The sequence below is a fragment of the Promicromonospora sp. NPDC057488 genome (assembly GCF_042802395.1).
GTDB lineage: Bacteria > Actinomycetota > Actinomycetes > Actinomycetales > Cellulomonadaceae > Promicromonospora.
Genome location: NZ_JBHVEG010000135.1, coordinates 1 through 17,411 on the forward strand (window position 1 = coordinate 1; position 17,411 = coordinate 17,411).

The 17,411-nt window shown below is 72.4% G+C and carries 19 protein-coding genes; 12 read left to right on the plus strand and 7 right to left on the minus strand.

What is annotated here, in order from left to right:
- Positions 1-215 precede the first annotated feature (215 nt).
- From ACFU5G_RS22210 to ACFU5G_RS22235, 6 genes are all read left to right on the plus strand, one after another.
- Entirely contained in the window at positions 216-575 is a 360-nt protein-coding gene (locus tag ACFU5G_RS22210) for a hypothetical protein (protein ID WP_377249685.1), read from the plus strand.
- 165 nt (positions 576-740) lie between these two features.
- A complete protein-coding gene (gene rpsO, locus ACFU5G_RS22215; RefSeq protein WP_020016810.1) occupies positions 741-1,010 on the plus strand; it encodes a 30S ribosomal protein S15 in 270 nt (89 codons plus the stop codon).
- A gap of 220 nt (positions 1,011-1,230) precedes the next feature.
- Positions 1,231-3,477, plus strand: coding sequence for a polyribonucleotide nucleotidyltransferase (locus tag ACFU5G_RS22220; RefSeq protein ID WP_377249687.1), 2,247 nt, complete (start codon positions 1,231-1,233; stop codon positions 3,475-3,477).
- Between the two features lies 1 nt (position 3,478).
- Entirely contained in the window at positions 3,479-4,807 is a 1,329-nt protein-coding gene (locus ACFU5G_RS22225) for a M16 family metallopeptidase (protein ID WP_377249689.1), read from the plus strand.
- A gap of 13 nt (positions 4,808-4,820) precedes the next feature.
- Complete coding sequence (gene dapB / locus ACFU5G_RS22230) at positions 4,821-5,594, plus strand: 4-hydroxy-tetrahydrodipicolinate reductase (protein WP_377249692.1); 774 nt, start codon at positions 4,821-4,823, stop codon at positions 5,592-5,594.
- Entirely contained in the window at positions 5,591-6,085 is a 495-nt protein-coding gene (locus ACFU5G_RS22235; protein WP_377249694.1) for a hypothetical protein, read from the plus strand. The genes dapB and ACFU5G_RS22235 overlap by 4 nt, the downstream gene beginning before the upstream one ends.
- A 75-nt stretch (positions 6,086-6,160) precedes the next feature.
- Here ACFU5G_RS22235 and ACFU5G_RS22240 read toward each other — a convergent pair whose 3' ends face one another.
- From ACFU5G_RS22240 to ACFU5G_RS22270, 7 genes are all read right to left on the minus strand, one after another.
- Positions 6,161-7,459, minus strand: coding sequence for an MFS transporter (locus tag ACFU5G_RS22240; protein WP_377249697.1), 1,299 nt, complete (start codon positions 7,457-7,459; stop codon positions 6,161-6,163).
- Between the two features lie 64 nt (positions 7,460-7,523).
- Complete coding sequence (locus ACFU5G_RS22245) at positions 7,524-8,009, minus strand: GNAT family N-acetyltransferase (RefSeq protein ID WP_377249699.1); 486 nt, start codon at positions 8,007-8,009, stop codon at positions 7,524-7,526.
- A gap of 102 nt (positions 8,010-8,111) precedes the next feature.
- Complete coding sequence (locus tag ACFU5G_RS22250) at positions 8,112-8,579, minus strand: hypothetical protein (RefSeq protein WP_121387159.1); 468 nt, start codon at positions 8,577-8,579, stop codon at positions 8,112-8,114.
- Between the two features lie 103 nt (positions 8,580-8,682).
- Entirely contained in the window at positions 8,683-9,186 is a 504-nt protein-coding gene (locus ACFU5G_RS22255) for a GNAT family N-acetyltransferase (RefSeq protein ID WP_026365940.1), read from the minus strand.
- Between the two features lie 37 nt (positions 9,187-9,223).
- Entirely contained in the window at positions 9,224-9,544 is a 321-nt protein-coding gene (locus ACFU5G_RS22260) for an AzlD domain-containing protein (protein WP_020016801.1), read from the minus strand.
- On the minus strand, positions 9,541-10,302 hold the full coding sequence (locus ACFU5G_RS22265) for an AzlC family ABC transporter permease (protein WP_377249701.1): 762 nt from the start codon (positions 10,300-10,302) through the stop codon (positions 9,541-9,543). Before ACFU5G_RS22265 ends, ACFU5G_RS22260 begins: the two co-directional genes overlap by 4 nt.
- Positions 10,303-10,360: 58 nt before the next feature.
- Complete coding sequence (locus tag ACFU5G_RS22270; RefSeq protein WP_377249703.1) at positions 10,361-11,833, minus strand: NAD-dependent succinate-semialdehyde dehydrogenase; 1,473 nt, start codon at positions 11,831-11,833, stop codon at positions 10,361-10,363.
- A gap of 93 nt (positions 11,834-11,926) precedes the next feature.
- On the opposite strand from ACFU5G_RS22270, the gene rraA reads away from it, so the two are divergent.
- The 6 genes from rraA (at position 11,927) to ACFU5G_RS22300 (ending at position 17,346) form a co-directional block, all read left to right on the plus strand.
- Entirely contained in the window at positions 11,927-12,391 is a 465-nt protein-coding gene (gene rraA / locus ACFU5G_RS22275) for a ribonuclease E activity regulator RraA (RefSeq protein ID WP_377249705.1), read from the plus strand.
- 5 nt (positions 12,392-12,396) lie between these two features.
- Positions 12,397-12,960: an AAA family ATPase gene (locus ACFU5G_RS22280; protein WP_377249708.1), complete on the plus strand. Its 564-nt coding sequence runs from the start codon at positions 12,397-12,399 to the stop codon at positions 12,958-12,960.
- Between the two features lie 4 nt (positions 12,961-12,964).
- Positions 12,965-13,930 carry a 4-hydroxy-tetrahydrodipicolinate synthase gene (gene dapA, locus ACFU5G_RS22285; protein ID WP_377249710.1) on the plus strand — a complete coding sequence of 322 codons (966 nt, stop codon included), beginning with the start codon at positions 12,965-12,967 and terminating at the stop codon, positions 13,928-13,930.
- Between the two features lie 32 nt (positions 13,931-13,962).
- Positions 13,963-15,648, plus strand: a complete 1,686-nt coding sequence (locus ACFU5G_RS22290; RefSeq protein WP_036964360.1) for a ribonuclease J — start codon at positions 13,963-13,965, stop codon at positions 15,646-15,648.
- 205 nt (positions 15,649-15,853) lie between these two features.
- A complete protein-coding gene (locus ACFU5G_RS22295; protein WP_377249713.1) occupies positions 15,854-16,633 on the plus strand; it encodes a DUF4328 domain-containing protein in 780 nt (259 codons plus the stop codon).
- Complete coding sequence (locus tag ACFU5G_RS22300; RefSeq protein ID WP_377249716.1) at positions 16,630-17,346, plus strand: DUF4328 domain-containing protein; 717 nt, start codon at positions 16,630-16,632, stop codon at positions 17,344-17,346. The genes ACFU5G_RS22295 and ACFU5G_RS22300 overlap by 4 nt, the downstream gene beginning before the upstream one ends.
- Positions 17,347-17,411 lie beyond the last annotated feature (65 nt).

Here is a 17,411-nt window from a genome sequence, read left to right on the forward strand (position 1 = left end):
GCACCCCAGGGTGCCGACCACCTGACAAACTACCGACCACTCGCATTTCCAGGCAGCCAGGGAGACGACGGCGAGACATGACCGAGTGGCACCCGAAGATGACCCGCGAGCTCATGCCCGCTCGTTCCGTCCATGACCGGTACCGCACTCTCCGGAGGCTGAAGCGCATCGGAGTTCCCGGGTTACTGGTGTTCATCGGCGTGTGCTGCGGCATCATGGCTCTCGCGCAGTTCGACGACGTCAGGTACGGCCCGTGGGTCTGGTGGGTCGCCGGGATCATCGGGTTCCCGTCGTGGCTCGCGGCAGGGGCCCTGATCGTTGGCGGACGCCTGGTTCTCCTCTCCATCAAGGGACAGAGTGAGGTGGAACATGCCGCCGGCTACACGACGTCCCGGTACGTGCCGAACCTCATGGTGCCGCCGCCTCCGATCGACCACGTCGACGGCGAGTCGGGCCGGATCGTGCGGCTCGCTACCGAACCCTGGCTCACCGAGGCGGAGTACGAGGCCCGCATCAGGGCGATCCGCGAAGCAGCAGGCCAGGACGCAGGCGCCCAGGAGAAGCCGGCTACCTGACTCCGGCGACGACCCGAGACGAGGGTCATAGGTCGGTCGGCGCCCGCGGGCGGGCAGGGTCGTCAAGCACTGGTAATGTGGTACCGCCGTCAGAACGGCCGCGGATCCAGAGCGCCCCGGTGAAAACAGTCCCGGAGCACCGCGCAACGACACCGAAGGAGAGCCATGCCGCTCGACACTGCCACGAAGCAGCAGATCATTTCCGAGTACGGAACCAAGCCGGGCGACTCGGGTTCGCCGGAGGTGCAGATCGCGCTCCTCACGCAGCGCATCAAGGACCTCACCGAGCACCTGAAGGAGCACAAGCACGACCACCACAGCCGTCGTGGTCTGCTGCTCCTCGTGGGTCAGCGCCGTCGTCTCCAGGGTTACCTCAAGGGGATCGACATCGAGCGCTACCGCGCCCTGGTCGACAAGCTCGGCCTGCGTCGCTGATCATGCTTCCCACCAGCCCGGCCCCCGTCGCGGGGGCCGGGCTGGTCTGGTGAGATGCTGTAGTACGACAACGCAACAGCGCCGCCCGTGACCTCGTCCGGTCCTCGGTAGTGGCTTCCTGAGTCTCCTGCTCCACGCGAGCGGCGGCTCGGTGGGCCTCGATCGATGACCGTCAGGCACGGGGGCGTTCCAAGAGAACACCAACAGAAGGAGGGCACCCGTGGAGGGTCCCGAGATCCAGTTCGCCGAGGCAGTGATCGACAACGGTCGCTTCGGCACCCGTACCGTCCGGTTCGAGACCGGACGTCTCGCCAAGCAGGCCGCCGGCGCAGTCGCCGCGTACCTCGACGGCGAGACCATGCTGCTGTCGACCACCGCGGCCGGCAAGCACCCCAAGGACCAGTTCGACTTCTTCCCGCTGACGGTGGACGTCGAGGAGCGGATGTACGCCGCAGGGCGCATCCCCGGCTCGTTCTTCCGTCGCGAGGGTCGTCCGTCGACCGACGCGATCCTGACCTGCCGCCTGACGGACCGCCCGCTGCGCCCCCTGTTCGTCAAGGGCCTGCGCAACGAGGTCCAGATCGTCCTGACGGTCATGGCCCTGCACCCCGACGACGCGTACGACACGCTGGCGATCAACGCCGCCTCGGCGTCGACGCAGATCTCCGGCCTGCCGTTCGACGGCCCGGTCGGCGCCGTCCGCATCGCGCTGGTCGACGGCCAGTGGGTCGCGTTCCCCAAGTACTCCGACAAGGAGCGCGCCGTCTTCGACATGGTCGTCGCCGGTCGTGTGGTGGGTGACGACGTCGCGATCGCCATGATCGAGGCCGAGGCCACCGACAACGCGTGGACCCTCATCAAGAACGAGGGCGTCGCCGCTCCGAACGAGACGGTCGTCGCCGAGGGCATCGAGGCGGCCAAGCCGTTCATCAAGGCCCTGTGCGACGCGCAGGCCGCGCTCGCCGCGCAGTCCGCCAAGGAGACGCAGGAGTTCAAGCTCTTCCCGGACTACCAGGACGACGCCTACGCCGCCGTCGAGGCCGCCGTCTCGGGCTCGACCCGCGACGCGCTGACCATCGCCGACAAGCAGCAGCGCGAGAACACGCTGGACGACATCAAGGCCGGGCTGCACGAGCAGCTCGACGCCCAGTTCGAGGGTCGCGAGAAGGAGCTGTCCGCAGCGTTCCGCTCGCTGCAGAAGCACCTCGTGCGCCAGCGCGTGCTCACCGAGGGCGTTCGCATCGACGGCCGTGGCCTCGCGGACATCCGCACCCTCTCGGCCGAGGTCGAGGTGCTGCCCCGCGTGCACGGCTCGGCGATCTTCGAGCGCGGCGAGACCCAGATCCTGGGTGTCACCACGCTGAACATGCTCCGCATGGAGCAGCAGATCGACTCGCTCGGTCCGGAGACGCGCAAGCGCTACATGCACAACTACAACTTCCCGCCGTACTCGACCGGTGAGACGGGCCGCGTGGGCAGCCCGAAGCGCCGCGAGATCGGCCACGGCGCGCTCGCCGAGCGTGCCCTGGTGCCGGTCCTGCCGAGCCGCGAGGAGTTCCCCTACGCGATCCGCCAGGTGTCCGAGGCTCTCGGCTCCAACGGCTCGACCTCCATGGGCTCCGTGTGCGCGAGCACGCTGTCGCTGCTGAACGCCGGTGTGCCGCTGCGCGCGCCGGTCGCCGGCATCGCCATGGGCCTCGTGTCCGACACCGTGGACGGCGAGACCCGCTACGCCGCGATGACGGACATCCTGGGCGCCGAGGACGCGTTCGGCGACATGGACTTCAAGGTCGCCGGTACCAAGGAGTTCGTCACGGCCATCCAGCTCGACACCAAGCTCGACGGCATCCCCGCCTCGGTGCTCGGTGCGGCGCTGGGCCAGGCCCGCGACGCCCGCCTGACCATCCTCGAGGTGCTCGACGAGGCGATCGACACGCCCGACGAGATGTCCCCGAACGCCCCGCGCGTCATCACCGTGAAGGTGCCGGTCGACAAGATCGGCGAGGTCATCGGGCCGAAGGGCAAGATGATCAACCAGATCCAGGAGGAGACGGGCGCGGACATCTCCATCGAGGACGACGGCACCGTGTACATCGGTGCCACCGACGGCCCCTCGGCCGAGGCCGCCCGCGCGGCGATCAACGCGATCGCCAACCCGCACGTCCCCGAGGTGGGCGAGCGGTTCGTCGGCACCGTCGTCAAGACGACGTCGTTCGGCGCGTTCATCTCGCTGTCCCCGGGCAAGGACGGTCTGCTGCACATCAGCCAGATCCGCAAGCTCGTGGGCGGCAAGCGCGTCGAGAACGTCGACGACGTGCTGTCCATCGGCCAGAAGGTCCAGGTCGAGATCGGCGAGATCGACCCGCGCGGCAAGCTCTCGCTGGTCGCCGTCACCGACGAGGAGGAGTCGGCCGCGTCCGACGCCGCCGAGCCGGCCGCCGAGGCCACCGCGTCCGCGGACGCCTGACATGACGTGGCACCTGCCGCTCGTTCCCACGGGCGAGCCCGGTGCCGAGCTGACCGCCGGGCAGGACGGGGCGACGATCCGTCGCTCCGTCCTGCCCGGCGGTGTCCGTGTGCTCACCGAGAACATGCCGGGCCAGCGCTCGGCCACGATGGGCGCATGGATCGGCGTCGGTTCGCGGGACGAGACCGACGGGCACTTCGGCTCGACGCACTTCCTGGAGCACCTGCTCTTCAAGGGGACCGCCCGGCGGTCCGCGATGGACATCGCCGAGGCGTTCGACGCCGTCGGCGGTGAGGCCAACGCGGCCACCGGCAAGGAGCACACCTGCTACTACGCGCGGGTGCTCGACTCCGACCTGCCGATGGCCGTGGACGTCATCGCCGACATGGTCACCTCCGCGCGCCTGGACACCGACGAGCTCGAGACCGAGCGCGGCGTCATCCTCGAAGAGCTCGCGATGAACGACGACGACCCGACCGACGTCGTGCACGAGCAGTTCTCCGCCGTCGTGCTGGGCGACCACGCGCTGGGCCGCCCCATCGGGGGCACGCCGGAGACCATCAACGCCGTGCCGCGCGACGCCGTCTGGGACCACTACCGCTGGAACTACCGGCCCGAGACCCTCGTGATCACGGCGGCCGGCGGCATCGACCACGACAAGCTCGTGCACCAGGTCACCCAGGCGCTGACCGACGGCGGCTGGGACCTCGACCCGGCCACGGCGCCGCGGGACCGCAGGCCCACCACGGAGGACCGGGCCGGCGTGCCGGAGGCGGGCGCCGAGCTGACGATCAAGCGCTCCGTGGAGCAGGCCAACATCATCATCGGCTCCACGGGCATCTCGGCCACGGACGACCGCCGCTTCGCGCTGTCCGTGCTGAACGCGGTGCTCGGCGGCGGCATGTCGTCGCGCCTGTTCCAGGAGATCCGCGAGAAGCGGGGCCTGGCGTACTCGACGTACTCGTTCGCGTCCGCCCACGGCGGGCTCGGCACGTTCGGCCTGTACGCGGGCTGCGCCGCCGCCAAGGCCGACCAGGTCACCGAGCTGCTGGTCGAGGAGCTGGAGAAGCTCGCGAACGACGGCATCACGGAGGCCGAGCTGAAGCGGTCCGTGGGGCAGCTCAGCGGCGGCACCGTGCTCGGGCTGGAGGACTCCGGCTCGCGGATGAGCCGCCTGGGCAAGGCCGAGCTCGTGTACGGCGACCTGCTGTCGCTGGCCGAGTCGCTGGAGCGCATCCAGGCGGTCACCGTCGCTGACGTGCGGGACCTGGCCCAGGACCTGGCCGCGCGCCCGCGCTCGGTGGTCCGCGTGGGCCCGTTCGACGACTGACTAGGGTGGGAACGTGAGTGACATCAAGGTGGCCGTGCTCGGTGCGACCGGCCGCATGGGCACACAGGCCTGCGCCGCGGTGGAGGCGGCCGACGGACTCCAGCTCGTGGCCCGTCTCGGGCGTGGCGACACGGTCTCGGCCGAGACCCTCGCCGGGGCCGACGTCGCCGTGGACTTCACCGTCCCGGCCGTGACCGAGGCCAACGTGCACGCGGTGCTCGACGCCGGCGCGCACGCCGTGGTCGGCACCACCGGGTGGGACGACGCCTCGCGCGCCCGGGTCTCGGCGCACCTGGCCGAGATCTCGCCGCGCGGCCAGGGCGGGCTGGGCTCCCTCGGTGTGCTGATCGCGCCGAACTTCGGCCTCTCGGCGGTGCTCGCGATGACGTTCGCGGCCAAGGCCGCGCGGTACTTCGAGTCCGCCGAGGTCGTCGAGCTGCACCACCCGAACAAGGTGGACGCGCCCTCAGGGACCGCCCGGCACACCGCCGCCGCGATCGCCCGCGCCCGCGCCGAGGCCGGCCGCGGGCCGTCGCCCGACGCGACCGAGACGGGCTGGGAGGCCCGCGGCGCCGACGTCGACGGGGTGCGTGTGCATGCCGTGCGGCTGCGCGGTCTCGTGGCGCACGAGGAGATCCTCTTCGGCAACGAGGGGGAGCAGCTGATCATCCGGCAGGACTCGTTCGACCGGGCCTCCTTCATGCCGGGCGTGCTGCTCGCCGTGCGCTCCGTGGTCTCCCGCCCCGGGCTGACCGTCGGCCTCGAGAACGTGCTGGACCTGTCGTGAGCGAGCCGGGGTCCGCGAGCCCGGGCGAGCGGCCGACGTCGGGCCGCAAGCTGCCGCGGGGGCTGCCCGGGGCCATCGCCGTCACGGCGCTGCTGGCGCTGTACGTGTGGCAGATCGCGGGCCGTGGCGTCTCGATGATGCGCACCGGCGAGCCGGTGCTGATCGCCATCGGCCTGGGCGTGCTGGTCATCCCGCTGCTGGTCATCGGGCTGATCGCCAAGGAGTACTGGCTGGCGGCGACCGTGCAGAAGATGGCGGACACGCTGTTCGCCGAGGGCAACCTGCCCGTGGACGACCTGCCGCGCTCGCCCGGCGGGCGCATCGACCGGGCCGCCGCCGACGAGGCCTTCGAGCCGTACCGGGTGGCCGTCGAGGCGTCGCCCGAGGACTGGCGTGCCCGGTACCGCCTGGCCTTCGCGTACGACGCCGCGGGCGACCGCCGTCGGGCGCGCGAGGCACTGCGGCACGCGGCCCGGCTGTTCCGCGCCTGACCTCGTCGTCCCGCGGGGCCGGCAGCCCGGACGGGGCCGGCGGGCCGGACCCGACCGGCAGGCCGGACCGGACCGTCAGGCCGGGTCTGCCGTCAGCGCGGGCTCCTCGCCCGGGTGGGTCGGCACCCAGCGCAGCGACACCAGCACGAGCCCGACGACGAGCAGCCCCGACGTCAGGACGAACGGGTAGGTGCGGTCGATCCCGGACAGCCAGCCGGAGATCCAGCCGAACGGCGCCGCGGCCAGCATGATGCACGTGCGCTGGATCGCCATGACGCGCGAGCGCTCGCCCTCGTCCACGTGCAGCGCCACGAGCGACTCCGACAGCATGAACAGCATGCCCGCGCCGAAGCTGTCCAGCAGCAGGCACAGCCCGAGGAACGCGTACGTCGACGCCGTCGCCCCGCCGCTCGCCGCCGGGATCGCCACCAGCACGAGCTGCCCGGCGAGGTGCACACCGAACCCGAGCAGGGTCGCGCGCCGCAGGTCGACGGCGGTGGTCAGCAGCGGGATCAGCGTGAAGAAGAAGACCACCGAAAGCACCGAGCGGACCATCGGGAAGAACGGCAGCAGCGCGTCCGGCACGCCCAGGTGCTGGCTGGCCACCACCTGCCAGAACGTGCCGTTGACGAGCGTGACCGCCGCGGTCAGCGCGGCCACGGCCAGCGCGAGGAGCGATCCGCGCGAGCGCAGCAGCAGGCCGAGCACGCCGCGGTACCCGGCCAGCAGGCTCCACACGCTCTGCCCGCGCGTGGCCGCCATCCGGACGCGGCCCTGCCGGGTCTCGTTGGACCACAGGTAGAGCCAGACGATCTTGACCGTCATCACGACCGCGGCGTTGATGTACAGGATGCGGACCGCGGGCTCCAGCCCGAGCTGGGCGACCAGGACGGCGGCCAGCGGCGCGAACAGCGCCGAGCAGTCGGCCGCGACCTTCACCAGGGAGTAGATCCGGGTGATCTTGCCCCGCTCGGCGTCCTCGACCATGAGGCAGTCCCACGAGTTCTGCGTGACCTGCAGCGCGCCGTTGACCAGCGACGCCGCGAGGAAGAACCAGAAGTCCTGCGCGAACGCCCACAGCACGCACGGGATCACCCAGGCGATCACGTCGAACCACGCCGTCGTGGCCCGCCTGCCGAGGCGGTCGGTGATGATCCCGCCGGCCAGCCCGAAGCCGACCTGGGAGATCATGCCGATGGTCGCGAGGAACCCGATCTGCGCGTCGTGCAGGCCCAGGGCCAGCATGAACACCGAGGCGTACGGCAGCACGAGGGCCATGGACAGGCCCCACAGCGGCTCGGTCCACACACAGGCGCGGGGGTTGCCGCGGAGCTCGACGAGAGTCCGCCAGAGCGGGTTACGGGCGCGGTTCACGGGGGCAAGTGAAGCACCTCCGCGAACCCCGTCGCGCACGTGCCTCGTCCCTCGGGCGCGCGGACTACAGGACCCGCTCCATGCAGACGAGATCCGCCCGCTCGTCCCACGGGTCGACGACGGCGAAGCCCAGCCTCTCGTACAGGCCGATCGCGCCGGACCGCCACTTCCAGACGGACAGCGCGAGCGTGCGCACGCCGGCGTCGGCCAGCCCGGTCAGCGCCGCGTCGATCAGGCGGGAGGCCACGCCCTGACCACGCAGCTCCGGGTCCGTCCAGAGCCGCTTGAGCTCCGCGCGGCCCGCGACGGGCGCCGTGACGACCAGGCAGCCCACCGCGGCGTCCCCGTGCCGGGCGACCAGCACCGTGTCGCCCGCGAACGCCGACCGCGGGTCGGTGATCTCCGCCAGATAGCGCGCGGGCAGCGCGGCGACGTCGTCGACCGGGACGCCCTTCTCGGCCTCGGTCCGCAGGTGGTAGGCCGTCAGCAGCGCGGTCAGCCCGCCGCTGGGGGACTCTGGCCCGAACCGGTGGACGACGGTGGCGCTCAAGGCGGTGTGCTCCCAGTCTCTGCTTGTTACCGACCGAGCCTGCGGTTCCGCTCCGGGCGGGTGCCTCGTTCCTCGGCCCCCACCCTGCGCTGCACCTCCGGCTCAGTCGGTGAGGCTCGTCCAGCAGTACACGCCCTTGCGCTCGTCCGCGGCGCGCGCGGCGAGCGCCCCCAGGGACAGCAGCGCCGAGACGAGCACCTGCGGGGCGACGGCGGGCGTCGCGTCGCCGGACCACTCGCGGGCTGCCGCGGCCAGGCGGGTGGGGCCGGCGGAGGCCAGGTCGTCGACGAGGATCTGCGAGACGGTCACCACCCACGGCCCCTCCTCACCGCCGCTGCCGACCAGCGCGCCGTGCCGCGGGTGTGCCGTCACCTCGGCGTACGGCCGGCCGGACAGCACGCCGGCCAGCCCGCCGAGCATCACGAACGGGTCCACGGACGGCACCGCGACGGCGTCGAACCGGGGCTGGTCGGTGCGCAGGTCGGGCTCGGACGGCCCTCCAGGCGTGTGGAGCGCCGTCGCCGCCACCTCGTCGGTGGGTGCTGCGAAGTACTCCGTGCGGATCCCCATGGAGTCGATGGTCGCAAGGTCGTGTCACGGGACTGTCACGCGGGCGTGAAACCTTGAGTTCGCCTGCCGAACACGACCGCTCCGGCCGCGCGCCGGGACGGCGTCAGATCTGGGCGGACCAGCGGTGCTCGACGACCTCGCGCACCCCGGTGGCCAGGGTGCGGCTGCGGCCGTCCTCGCCGAGTCCGCTGGCCGCGAGGAACTGCGCGCGGGCCGTGTCGTCGACCAGCGCCCAGGTGGTCACGGTGTCGGAGCCGTCGGAGCGGAGCCGGTCGACGGCGGCCGCCAGCAGCCGCGAGCCGTGCCCGCCGCGCTGCGACTCGGGCAGCACCTCGAGCGAGAGCACCTGGCCGGGGGAGACGGCGGCGAACCCGACCACCTTGGGGCCGGCGAGCGCCACCAGCACGGCGAACCCCGGTCCGGGCGGCGAGGTGATCGCGGAGGCCCAGCGCTCGCGCATCGCGGGGACGTCGAGCTGCTCGAGCACCCCCTCGCCCAGCACGCCCGTGGCGCGCCACGCGGCGACCTGGACGTCGGTCACCGCCGCCTCGTCACCGGCGACGGCGGGGCGGACGGACACATCGGCGGTCTCGCGAAAAAGGGCCACGCTCAACCCTAGCGGCACCCCGCCGGAGGGCGTCGGGTCAGCCCCAGCCGAGGGCGCGGAGACCCGCCGCCGTGGCGGCTGCCAGGACCACCACCAGGATGAACGGGGCGCGCAGGGCCAGGGCGAGGGCCGCGACGGCCAGGGCGGGGACCCGGGCGTCGACCACGAGGGTGCGGCCGTCCGCGAACCCCTGGACCACGACGAGCGACACGAGCAGCGCCACCGTGACGAGCGTCGTGACGCGCGAGACGCGCTCGGAGGCCAGCCACGAGCGCGGGACCAGGTGCCCGCCGAGCTTGAGCGCGAAGCAGGCCAGGGAGGCCACCAGCACGGTGGTCCAGAGGGCGGCGGTGGTCATCGGACGGGCTCCCGGTCGGTCTCGTTCTCGGGTTCTGCCGGCGTGTCCCCGGCCGGGTCGGACGGCGCCTCGGCCGGCACCGACGTCGGCGCCACCAGCCCCACGACGATCGCCACGGCGGCCGCCGCGAGCACCGGGATGCCGGGCGGGACGAACGGGATGAGCACGGCCGTGGCCGTGACGGCGAGGCCCGCCACGAGCTGGGCGCGGCGCGGCGCCAGCCGGGGCCAGACCAGGGCGAGGAACGCGGCCGCCGCGGCGGCGTCGAGCCCCCAGGCGCGCGGGTCGCCCAGCGCGTCACCGGCCAGCGCGCCGAGCAGCACGAACGCGTTCCAGAGCACGTAGACGCCGAGCCCGGTGACCCAGAACCCGATCCGGGACACCGCCGGGTCGGGCTGCGCCACGGCGACCGCCGTCGACTCGTCGATCGTGACCTGCGCGGCCGCGAGCCGGCGCCAGCCGCGCACCTGGAGCAGCGGCGAGACCACGGCGCCGTACAGGGTGTTGCGCAGGCCGAGCAGGGTGGCGGTGGCGATCGCGGCCACGGGCGTGCCCGCGGCGCCGATCACGCCGATCAGCGCGAACTGCGAGCCGCCGGAGAACATGAGCAGGCTCAGCGCCATGGTCGGGCCGAGGCCGACGCCGGCCGCCACGGACAGGGCGCCGAACGAGATGCCGTACAGGCCGGTGGCCACGGAGACGCTCACGCCCTGGCGGACGGCGGCCCGGGCCGCCGGGTCGGTGGGGAGGACCTTCACGCCGTGAGGCTACGTGGTCGCCGCACCGGGCCGGTCCGGCGACCGCGAGCCGGACGCGCTACAGCGCCACGTACACCGTCTCCTGGTACTCCTCCATGCCCGCCTCCGCGCCCTCGCGGCCCAGGCCGGAGGACTTCACGCCGCCGAACGGCGCGCTCGCGTCGGACACCAGGCCGCGGTTGATGCCGATCATCCCGGCCTCGATCTCGTCCATCGCGCGCTGGGCCCGGGCGAGCGAGGTCGTGTACGCGTAGGCGGCCAGGCCGAACGGGGTGCCGTTGGCCAGCTCGTAGGCCTCGTCGTCGGACCCGAAGGCCACGATCGGCGCGACCGGGCCGAAGATCTCCTCGGTGACGATCCGCGCGTCACCGCTGACCCCGGTGAGCACCGTCGGCTCGAAGAAGTGCCCGGGGCGCTCCTTCCGGGAGCCGCCGGTGAGCACCTGGGCGCCGTGCGCGGCGGCGTCGTCCACGAGGCCGGATACCTTCTCGACGGCGGCCTCGTTGATGAGCGGGCCCACCTGGGCACCGGGCTGCGTGCCCGGGGCGGTCACGAGCTCGCCCACCGCGGTGGCGAACTTGTCCGCGAAGGTGCGCGCGACGGCGTCGTGCACCAGGAAGCGGTTGGCCGCGACGCAGGACTGGCCGGCGTTGCGCAGCTTGGCGATCAGCGCGCCCTGCACGGCGGCGTCGACGTCGGCGTCCTCGAACACGACGAAGGGCGCGTTGCCGCCCAGCTCCATGGAGCTGCGCAGCACGTTCTTCGAGGCCTGCGCGAGCAGCACCTGCCCCACCCGGGTGGAGCCGGTGAACGAGACCTTGCGCAGGCGGGGGTCGCCGAACAGCGGCTCGGTGACATCGCCGGCCCGGGTCGTCGGGACCACGTTGACGATGCCCGTCGGCAGGCCGCGCGACTCGGCCTCCGAGCGGATGATCTCGGCGACCAGCAGGGTGGTCATCGGGGTGAGCTCGGACGGCTTGACCACCACGGTGCAGCCGGCCGCGAGCGCGGGAGCGATCTTGCGGGTCGCCATCGCGATCGGGAAGTTCCAGGGCGTGATCAGCAGCGCCGGCCCCACGGGCCGGCGGCTCACGTACTGCTTGTTGCCGCCCGACGGCGCCGTGCGCACCAGGCCGTCGGCGCGCACCGCCTGCTCGGCGAACCAGCGCAGGAACTCGGCGCCGTAGACCACCTCGGCGCGGGCCTCGGCCAGGGGCTTGCCGGCCTCGGCGGTGATGAGCGCGGCGACGTCGTCGGCGCGGGCGACGATGCGGTCGAAGACTGCGCGCAGCAGCTCGGAGCGCTCGCGCGGCGGCACGGCGCGCCAGGCGGGGGCGGCCGCGTGGGCGGCGTCGAGGGCGCGGACAGCGTCGGCGGCAGTGGCGTCCGAGACGTCGAAGATGGGCTGGGCGGTGGCGGGGTCGGTGACCTCGAACGTGGCGCGGCCCGACGCGGGGCCCCAGTGCCCGTCGATGAGGAGGCCGGTGGGCAGGTGCGCCACGAGGGCGGGGGAGAGCGTCGTCGCCGTCATATTCCGAGTATCCACTCCGGCGCAAGCGCGTCGGCAACCCGGCCCCTGGGACCAAGTATCGTCTGGCGCACGCCAACGAGACGGGGGATCACCATGACCGCGACGGCCGACCTGTACGACGAGCACGGCGAGGCGCTGGCCTCGCTGGCCCTGCAGCTGCGCGACTTCGGCGGGGTGCGGACCTTCTCCGGACCGGTGCGCACCGTGCGGTGCCACGAGGACAACGCGCTGGTCAAGGCGGTGACGCAGACGCCCGGCGAGGGCGCGGTCCTGGTGGTCGACGGCGGCGGCTCGCTCCGCAGCGCCCTGATGGGCGACCTCATCGCCGCGGCGGCCGTCGAGAACGGCTGGGCCGGGGCGATCGTCCACGGCGCGATCCGCGACTCGGTCGCGATCGGCGGGCTGCGGCTCGGCGTGAAGGCGCTGGGCACCAACCCGCGCAAGTCGGCGAAGACCGGCGCGGGCGTGCTGGACGAGCCCGTCGAGATCGGCGGCGTGCTGTTCCGCCCGGGCGCCATGGTGTACGCGGACGAGGACGGCGTGCTGGTCCAGCGGTGAGCCTGATGTCGGCGCCGCGGCTCGTCCTGCTCAACGGCCTGCCCGGGGTGGGCAAGTCGGCGCTCGCGGCGGCGTGGGCGGCCCGGCGGCCGGGCGCGCTGAACCTCGACATCGACGTGGTCCGCGCGCTGATCAGCGGCCCGCCGGGGGAGACGGCGGGCCCTGCTCGGTCGCTCGGGCTCGTCATGGCTGTGGAGCACCTGCGCGCCGGGCACGACGTCGTCGTCCCGCAGCTCGTGGCGCGGCCGGACCAGGTGCGCCGGTTCGCGGACGCCGCCGCGGCGGCGTCCGCCCGCTGGACGCACGTGCTGGTGGAGGCGCCGCGCGGGGTGGTCGCGGAGCGCCTCCGGCGAGACGCCGCGACCCACCGGGGTGACCTCGGGCCGGCACTCACGGACGCCTACGCGGAGGGGTTGCGGGAGGTGGCGCGGACCCCCGGCGTGCTCCGCCTGGTCAACGACGATCTCGCCCGCGCTCTCGCGGCGCTGGAGGCGCTCGTGGAGGCCGATGTGCCACCCGGCGGGTCGGCGGGCCCAAGCCCGGGGACGGGGCGGAAAACGGTACGGTAGGCCCATGGTTCTTCCCACTGATCCCGCGCGCCCGTTCGGCGCGGTCCTGACTGCCATGGTCACCCCGATGACGCCCGACGGCGCCGTGGACCTGAAGGCAGCGGTGAAGCTGGCGAAGAAGCTCGTGGACGACGGCAACGACGGCATCGTCCTGTCCGGCACGACCGGCGAGTCGCCGGTGACGCACACCCCGGAGAAGGAAGAGCTCGTCGCCGCCGTCGTCGAGGCCGTGGGCCACCGCGCCGCGGTCGTCGCGGGCGCCGGATCGAACGACACCGTGCACGCGATCCGCATGGCCGAGCAGGCCGCGGAGTCCGGCGCGGACGGCCTGCTCGTCGTCTCCCCGTACTACTCCCGGCCCAGCCAGGAGGGGCTCTACCAGCACTTCGTGGCCGTCGCCGACGCGACCGACCTGCCCGTGATGCTGTACGACGTGCCCGGTCGCACCGTGGTGCGCATCGCCCCCGACACCTACCGGCGGCTGGCCCAGCACCCCCGGATCGTCGCGAACAAGGACGCCACCGGTGACGTCTACGCGGCCAGCAAGCTCATCGGCGAGACCGGCCTGGCCTGGTACTCGGGCGACGACGGGCTGCTCCTGCCGTTCCTGAGCGTCGGCGGTGCGGGTATCGTGTCCGTGTCGGCCCACGTGGTCGGCGCCCACTTCGCGGAGACGGTCCGCCGGTTCGACGCCGGTGACATCGCCGGAGCGATCGAGGTCTTCCGCACGACGACCGGCGTCATCGACGCGCTGAACGGCGCAGGCGCCCAGGCCGTGATGGCCAAGGCGGCGGTCGAGCTGCTGGGCGTCACGGACAACCGCTTCCTGCGTCTGCCCAACGTCGCCGCGTCGGACGACGAGGTCGCCGCCCTGCGCGCGGTGCTGGCCGAGGCCGGCCTGCTGCGCGACGGCGACGCACACCAGCCCGAGGTGAACGAGCTCGCTCAGGCGAGCTCCGCCGGGCACTAATACTTTCTGTTGGAACGAGGCCTGGAGGCCACGTGAGTCATCCTCACCCCGAACTGTCCCTGCCCCCCGCACTGCCTGACGGCGGACTGCGTGTGGTCGCCCTCGGCGGCCTGGGCGAGGTGGGACGCAACATGGCGGTCCTGGAGCATGCCGGACGGCTGCTGATCATCGACTGCGGCGTGTTGTTCCCCGAGGACAACCAGCCCGGCGTGGACCTGATCCTGCCGGACTTCGACTACATCAAGGACCGTCTCGACGACATCGAGGCGATCGTGCTGACGCACGGGCACGAGGACCACATCGGTGCCGTCCCATACCTGCTGCGCCTGCGCAAGGACATCCCGCTGGTGGGATCGCGCCTGACGCTCGCCTTCATCGAGGCGAAGCTCAAGGAGCACCGCATCAAGCCCTACACCCTCGAGGTGAAGGAGGGGCAGCGCGAGAAGCTCGGCGTCTTCGACTGCGAGTTCGTCGCGGTCAACCACTCCATCCCGGACGCGCTCGCCGTGGCGGTCACCACCGCCGCCGGCACCGTGCTGCACACCGGTGACTTCAAGATGGACCAGCTGCCGCTCGACGGCCGCATCACGGACCTGCGCGCCTTCGCCCGTCTCGGCGAGAAGGGCGTCGACCTGTTCATGGTCGACTCCACCAACGCCGAGGTGCCCGGCTTCGTGACGCCCGAGGCCGAGATCGGCCCCGTGCTGGACAACGTGTTCGCGCACGCCGACAAGCGCATCATCGTCGCGTCGTTCTCCTCTCACGTGCACCGCGTGCAGCAGGTGCTGCGGGCCGCGCACGCCCACGGCCGCCGGGTCGCCCTCGTGGGGCGCTCCATGGTGCGCAACATGGGCATCGCCGCCGACCTCGGCTACCTCGACGTGCCCCCGGGCGTGCTCATCGACCTGAAGAAGGCCGACTCGGTGCCGGACGACCAGATCGTCTACATGTCCACCGGCTCGCAGGGCGAGCCGATGGCGGCGCTGTCGCGCATGGCCAACGGCGACCACAAGGTGCAGGTCGAGTACGGCGACACCGTGATCCTCGCGTCGTCGCTCATCCCGGGCAACGAGAACGCCGTCTTCCGCATCATCAACGGGCTCACCCGCCTCGGCGCGCGCGTCGTGCACGGGGGCAACGCCAAGGTGCACGTCTCCGGGCACGCCTCGGCCGGCGAGCTCATGTACTGCTACAACATCCTCAAGCCCAAGAACGTCATGCCGGTGCACGGCGAGGTCCGGCACCTCGTGGCCAACGGGGCGCTCGCGGTCCGCACGGGCGTGCCGGCCGACCGTGTGGTGCTCGCCGAGGACGGCGTCGTGGTCGACCTCGTCGACGGCAAGGCCTCCGTGGTCGGCGCCGTGCCGTGCGGCTACGTGTATGTTGACGGTTCCTCGGTCGGCGAGATCACCGAGGCCGAGCTCAAGGACCGCGTGATCCTGGGCGAGGAGGGTTTCGTCTCAGTCTTCGCCGTGATCGACACGGCGACGGGTAAGGTGCTGGCACCCCCGCAGGTGCTGGCGCGGGGTATGGCCGAGGACGCCTCGGTGTTCGACAAGGTGATGCCGGAGGTCACCGCGGCGCTGGAGAACGCGATCGCGGGCGGGGCCACGGACACACACCAGCTTCAGCAGATCATGCGGCGGACCATCGGTCGCTACGTAGCCACCCGGCTGCGGCGCAAGCCGATGATCGTGCCGGTGGTCGTCGAGGCGTGATCGGCAGGTAAGCACCACCCCTCGGGCGGGGCAACGCTGAGATAGCACTGCTACCTCAGCGTTACCCCGCCCGTTGTGTTGTCGTCTCTTCGGCCGGTCCGGATGTCGTGGTCTGCGAAGTTCACCCGCTTATTGGCTCAACGTCCTGGTTTCCCGGGGCTAGCGTTCGGGTGTTTTCCAGCCGCACCACGAAGGGCACCACCCCATGACGCAACCGTTCGACCCGTACGCCCCGCCTTCGGGTTCGACGCCGCCCGCCGGCCCGCAGCCGGGCCCGGCACCGACCGGTCCGATGCCGCCCCTGCACCAGACCTACGGCGCGCCCCCGCCGCAGCTGCCGCAGCCGCCGCAGCTGCGCAGCGCCGCCGGGCTGGGGACGGCCTCGATCGTGCTGGCCTCCGTGTGGACGGCCACCGAGGTGCTGGGCCTCCTGCTGGCGCCGCAGGCGGCCGAGGCACTGCGCGAGGCGGGCGAGGCGGGCGTGTCGGCCGTCGACAGCACGTTCACCGGGTACGACGCCATGACGCTGCTGTCCGGCCTGGTCCAGCTCGCGGCCTACGTCGTCACCTGTCTCTGGCTCTATCAGAGCCGTTCGACCGCCGTCGCCGCCAACCCCACGTTCCGTCACCAGCGCGGGCCGGTCTGGGTCTGGCTCGGCTGGATGGTTCCCGTGGTTGCTTTCTGGTTCCCGTTCCAGGTGGTGCGCGACGTGCGTCGGGCGACGTCGCGCGGGCCGGTGTCAGGGATCGGCGGCTGGTGGGCGGCATGGCTCGTCTTCTTCGGCGCCTCCAACCTGGTGGGACGCCTCGTGGCGAGCAGCAGCGAGGACTCGGCGTCCTCCGCCGCGGACGCGCTGGTCGGGCTCGAGGGCGTCGCCACCCTGGCGTGCATCGTCGCTCTCGTGCTGTGGATCCGGATCATCCGGGACGTCACGCGCGCCCAGGGGGAGCGGATCGCGGCCGCCCGCGGTGGGTACGCGTCGTGATCGACCCCGAGGTTCCGGCACAGGCGTCAGGGGCGCTTCCGCAACCTGGCGGCACGGTGCCGGCACCACCACCTCCGCCGACCGGCCTGGCCGTCACGGTGATCGTGCTGGGCTGGATCTGGGTGGCCTGGCTGGTCGTCCTCGGGTTTGCGGGCCTCGCCTCCCAGGAGACGTGGCGTGACGCGGTTGCACAAGGCCTTCCGTACGACGCCACGGACCAGACCGCGTTCGACCTCGCCTACATGCCGGTGCGGGTCTACCTGCTCGCGGTGCTGGTCGTGGTAGCGCTCTGGCTGCACAGGGGCCGGAGGTTCGCCGAGGCCTACGCCCCGGGCTACCGCTACCGACTTGCCCTCGCATGGACCTGGCTCGGCTGGGTCGTTCCCCTGCTGTCGCTCTGGTTTCCGGTACTCGCCGTCGCGGACGTCTTGCGGGCCACCTCGCGTCGCGGGCTGGGCTGGATCCTCGTGCCCTGGTGGGGCTGCTGGCTCGTGATGCTCTGGTTCTCCTGGACGATCGAAGGCTGGCTTGGTGGGTTCCTCGGCAGCGACGTCCTTGGCGATGAGGCGCTGCTCGTGGGCGGCGGGTACCTGCTCTGTGCGGTTCTGGCCGCGTTCTCCTGCTCGGCCTGGACGGTGATCGTCGTGCGTGTCCGCCGCGGGCAGCTGGCTCTCGCCACTCAGTCCGCGCTCCCGCCGCCGTCTATGGGTTAGGCCGCCGGCACCCCGCCGCTGAGGCACCGCGGCCGGCGGCCGACCCCTCGGGGCCGGCCGCCGGC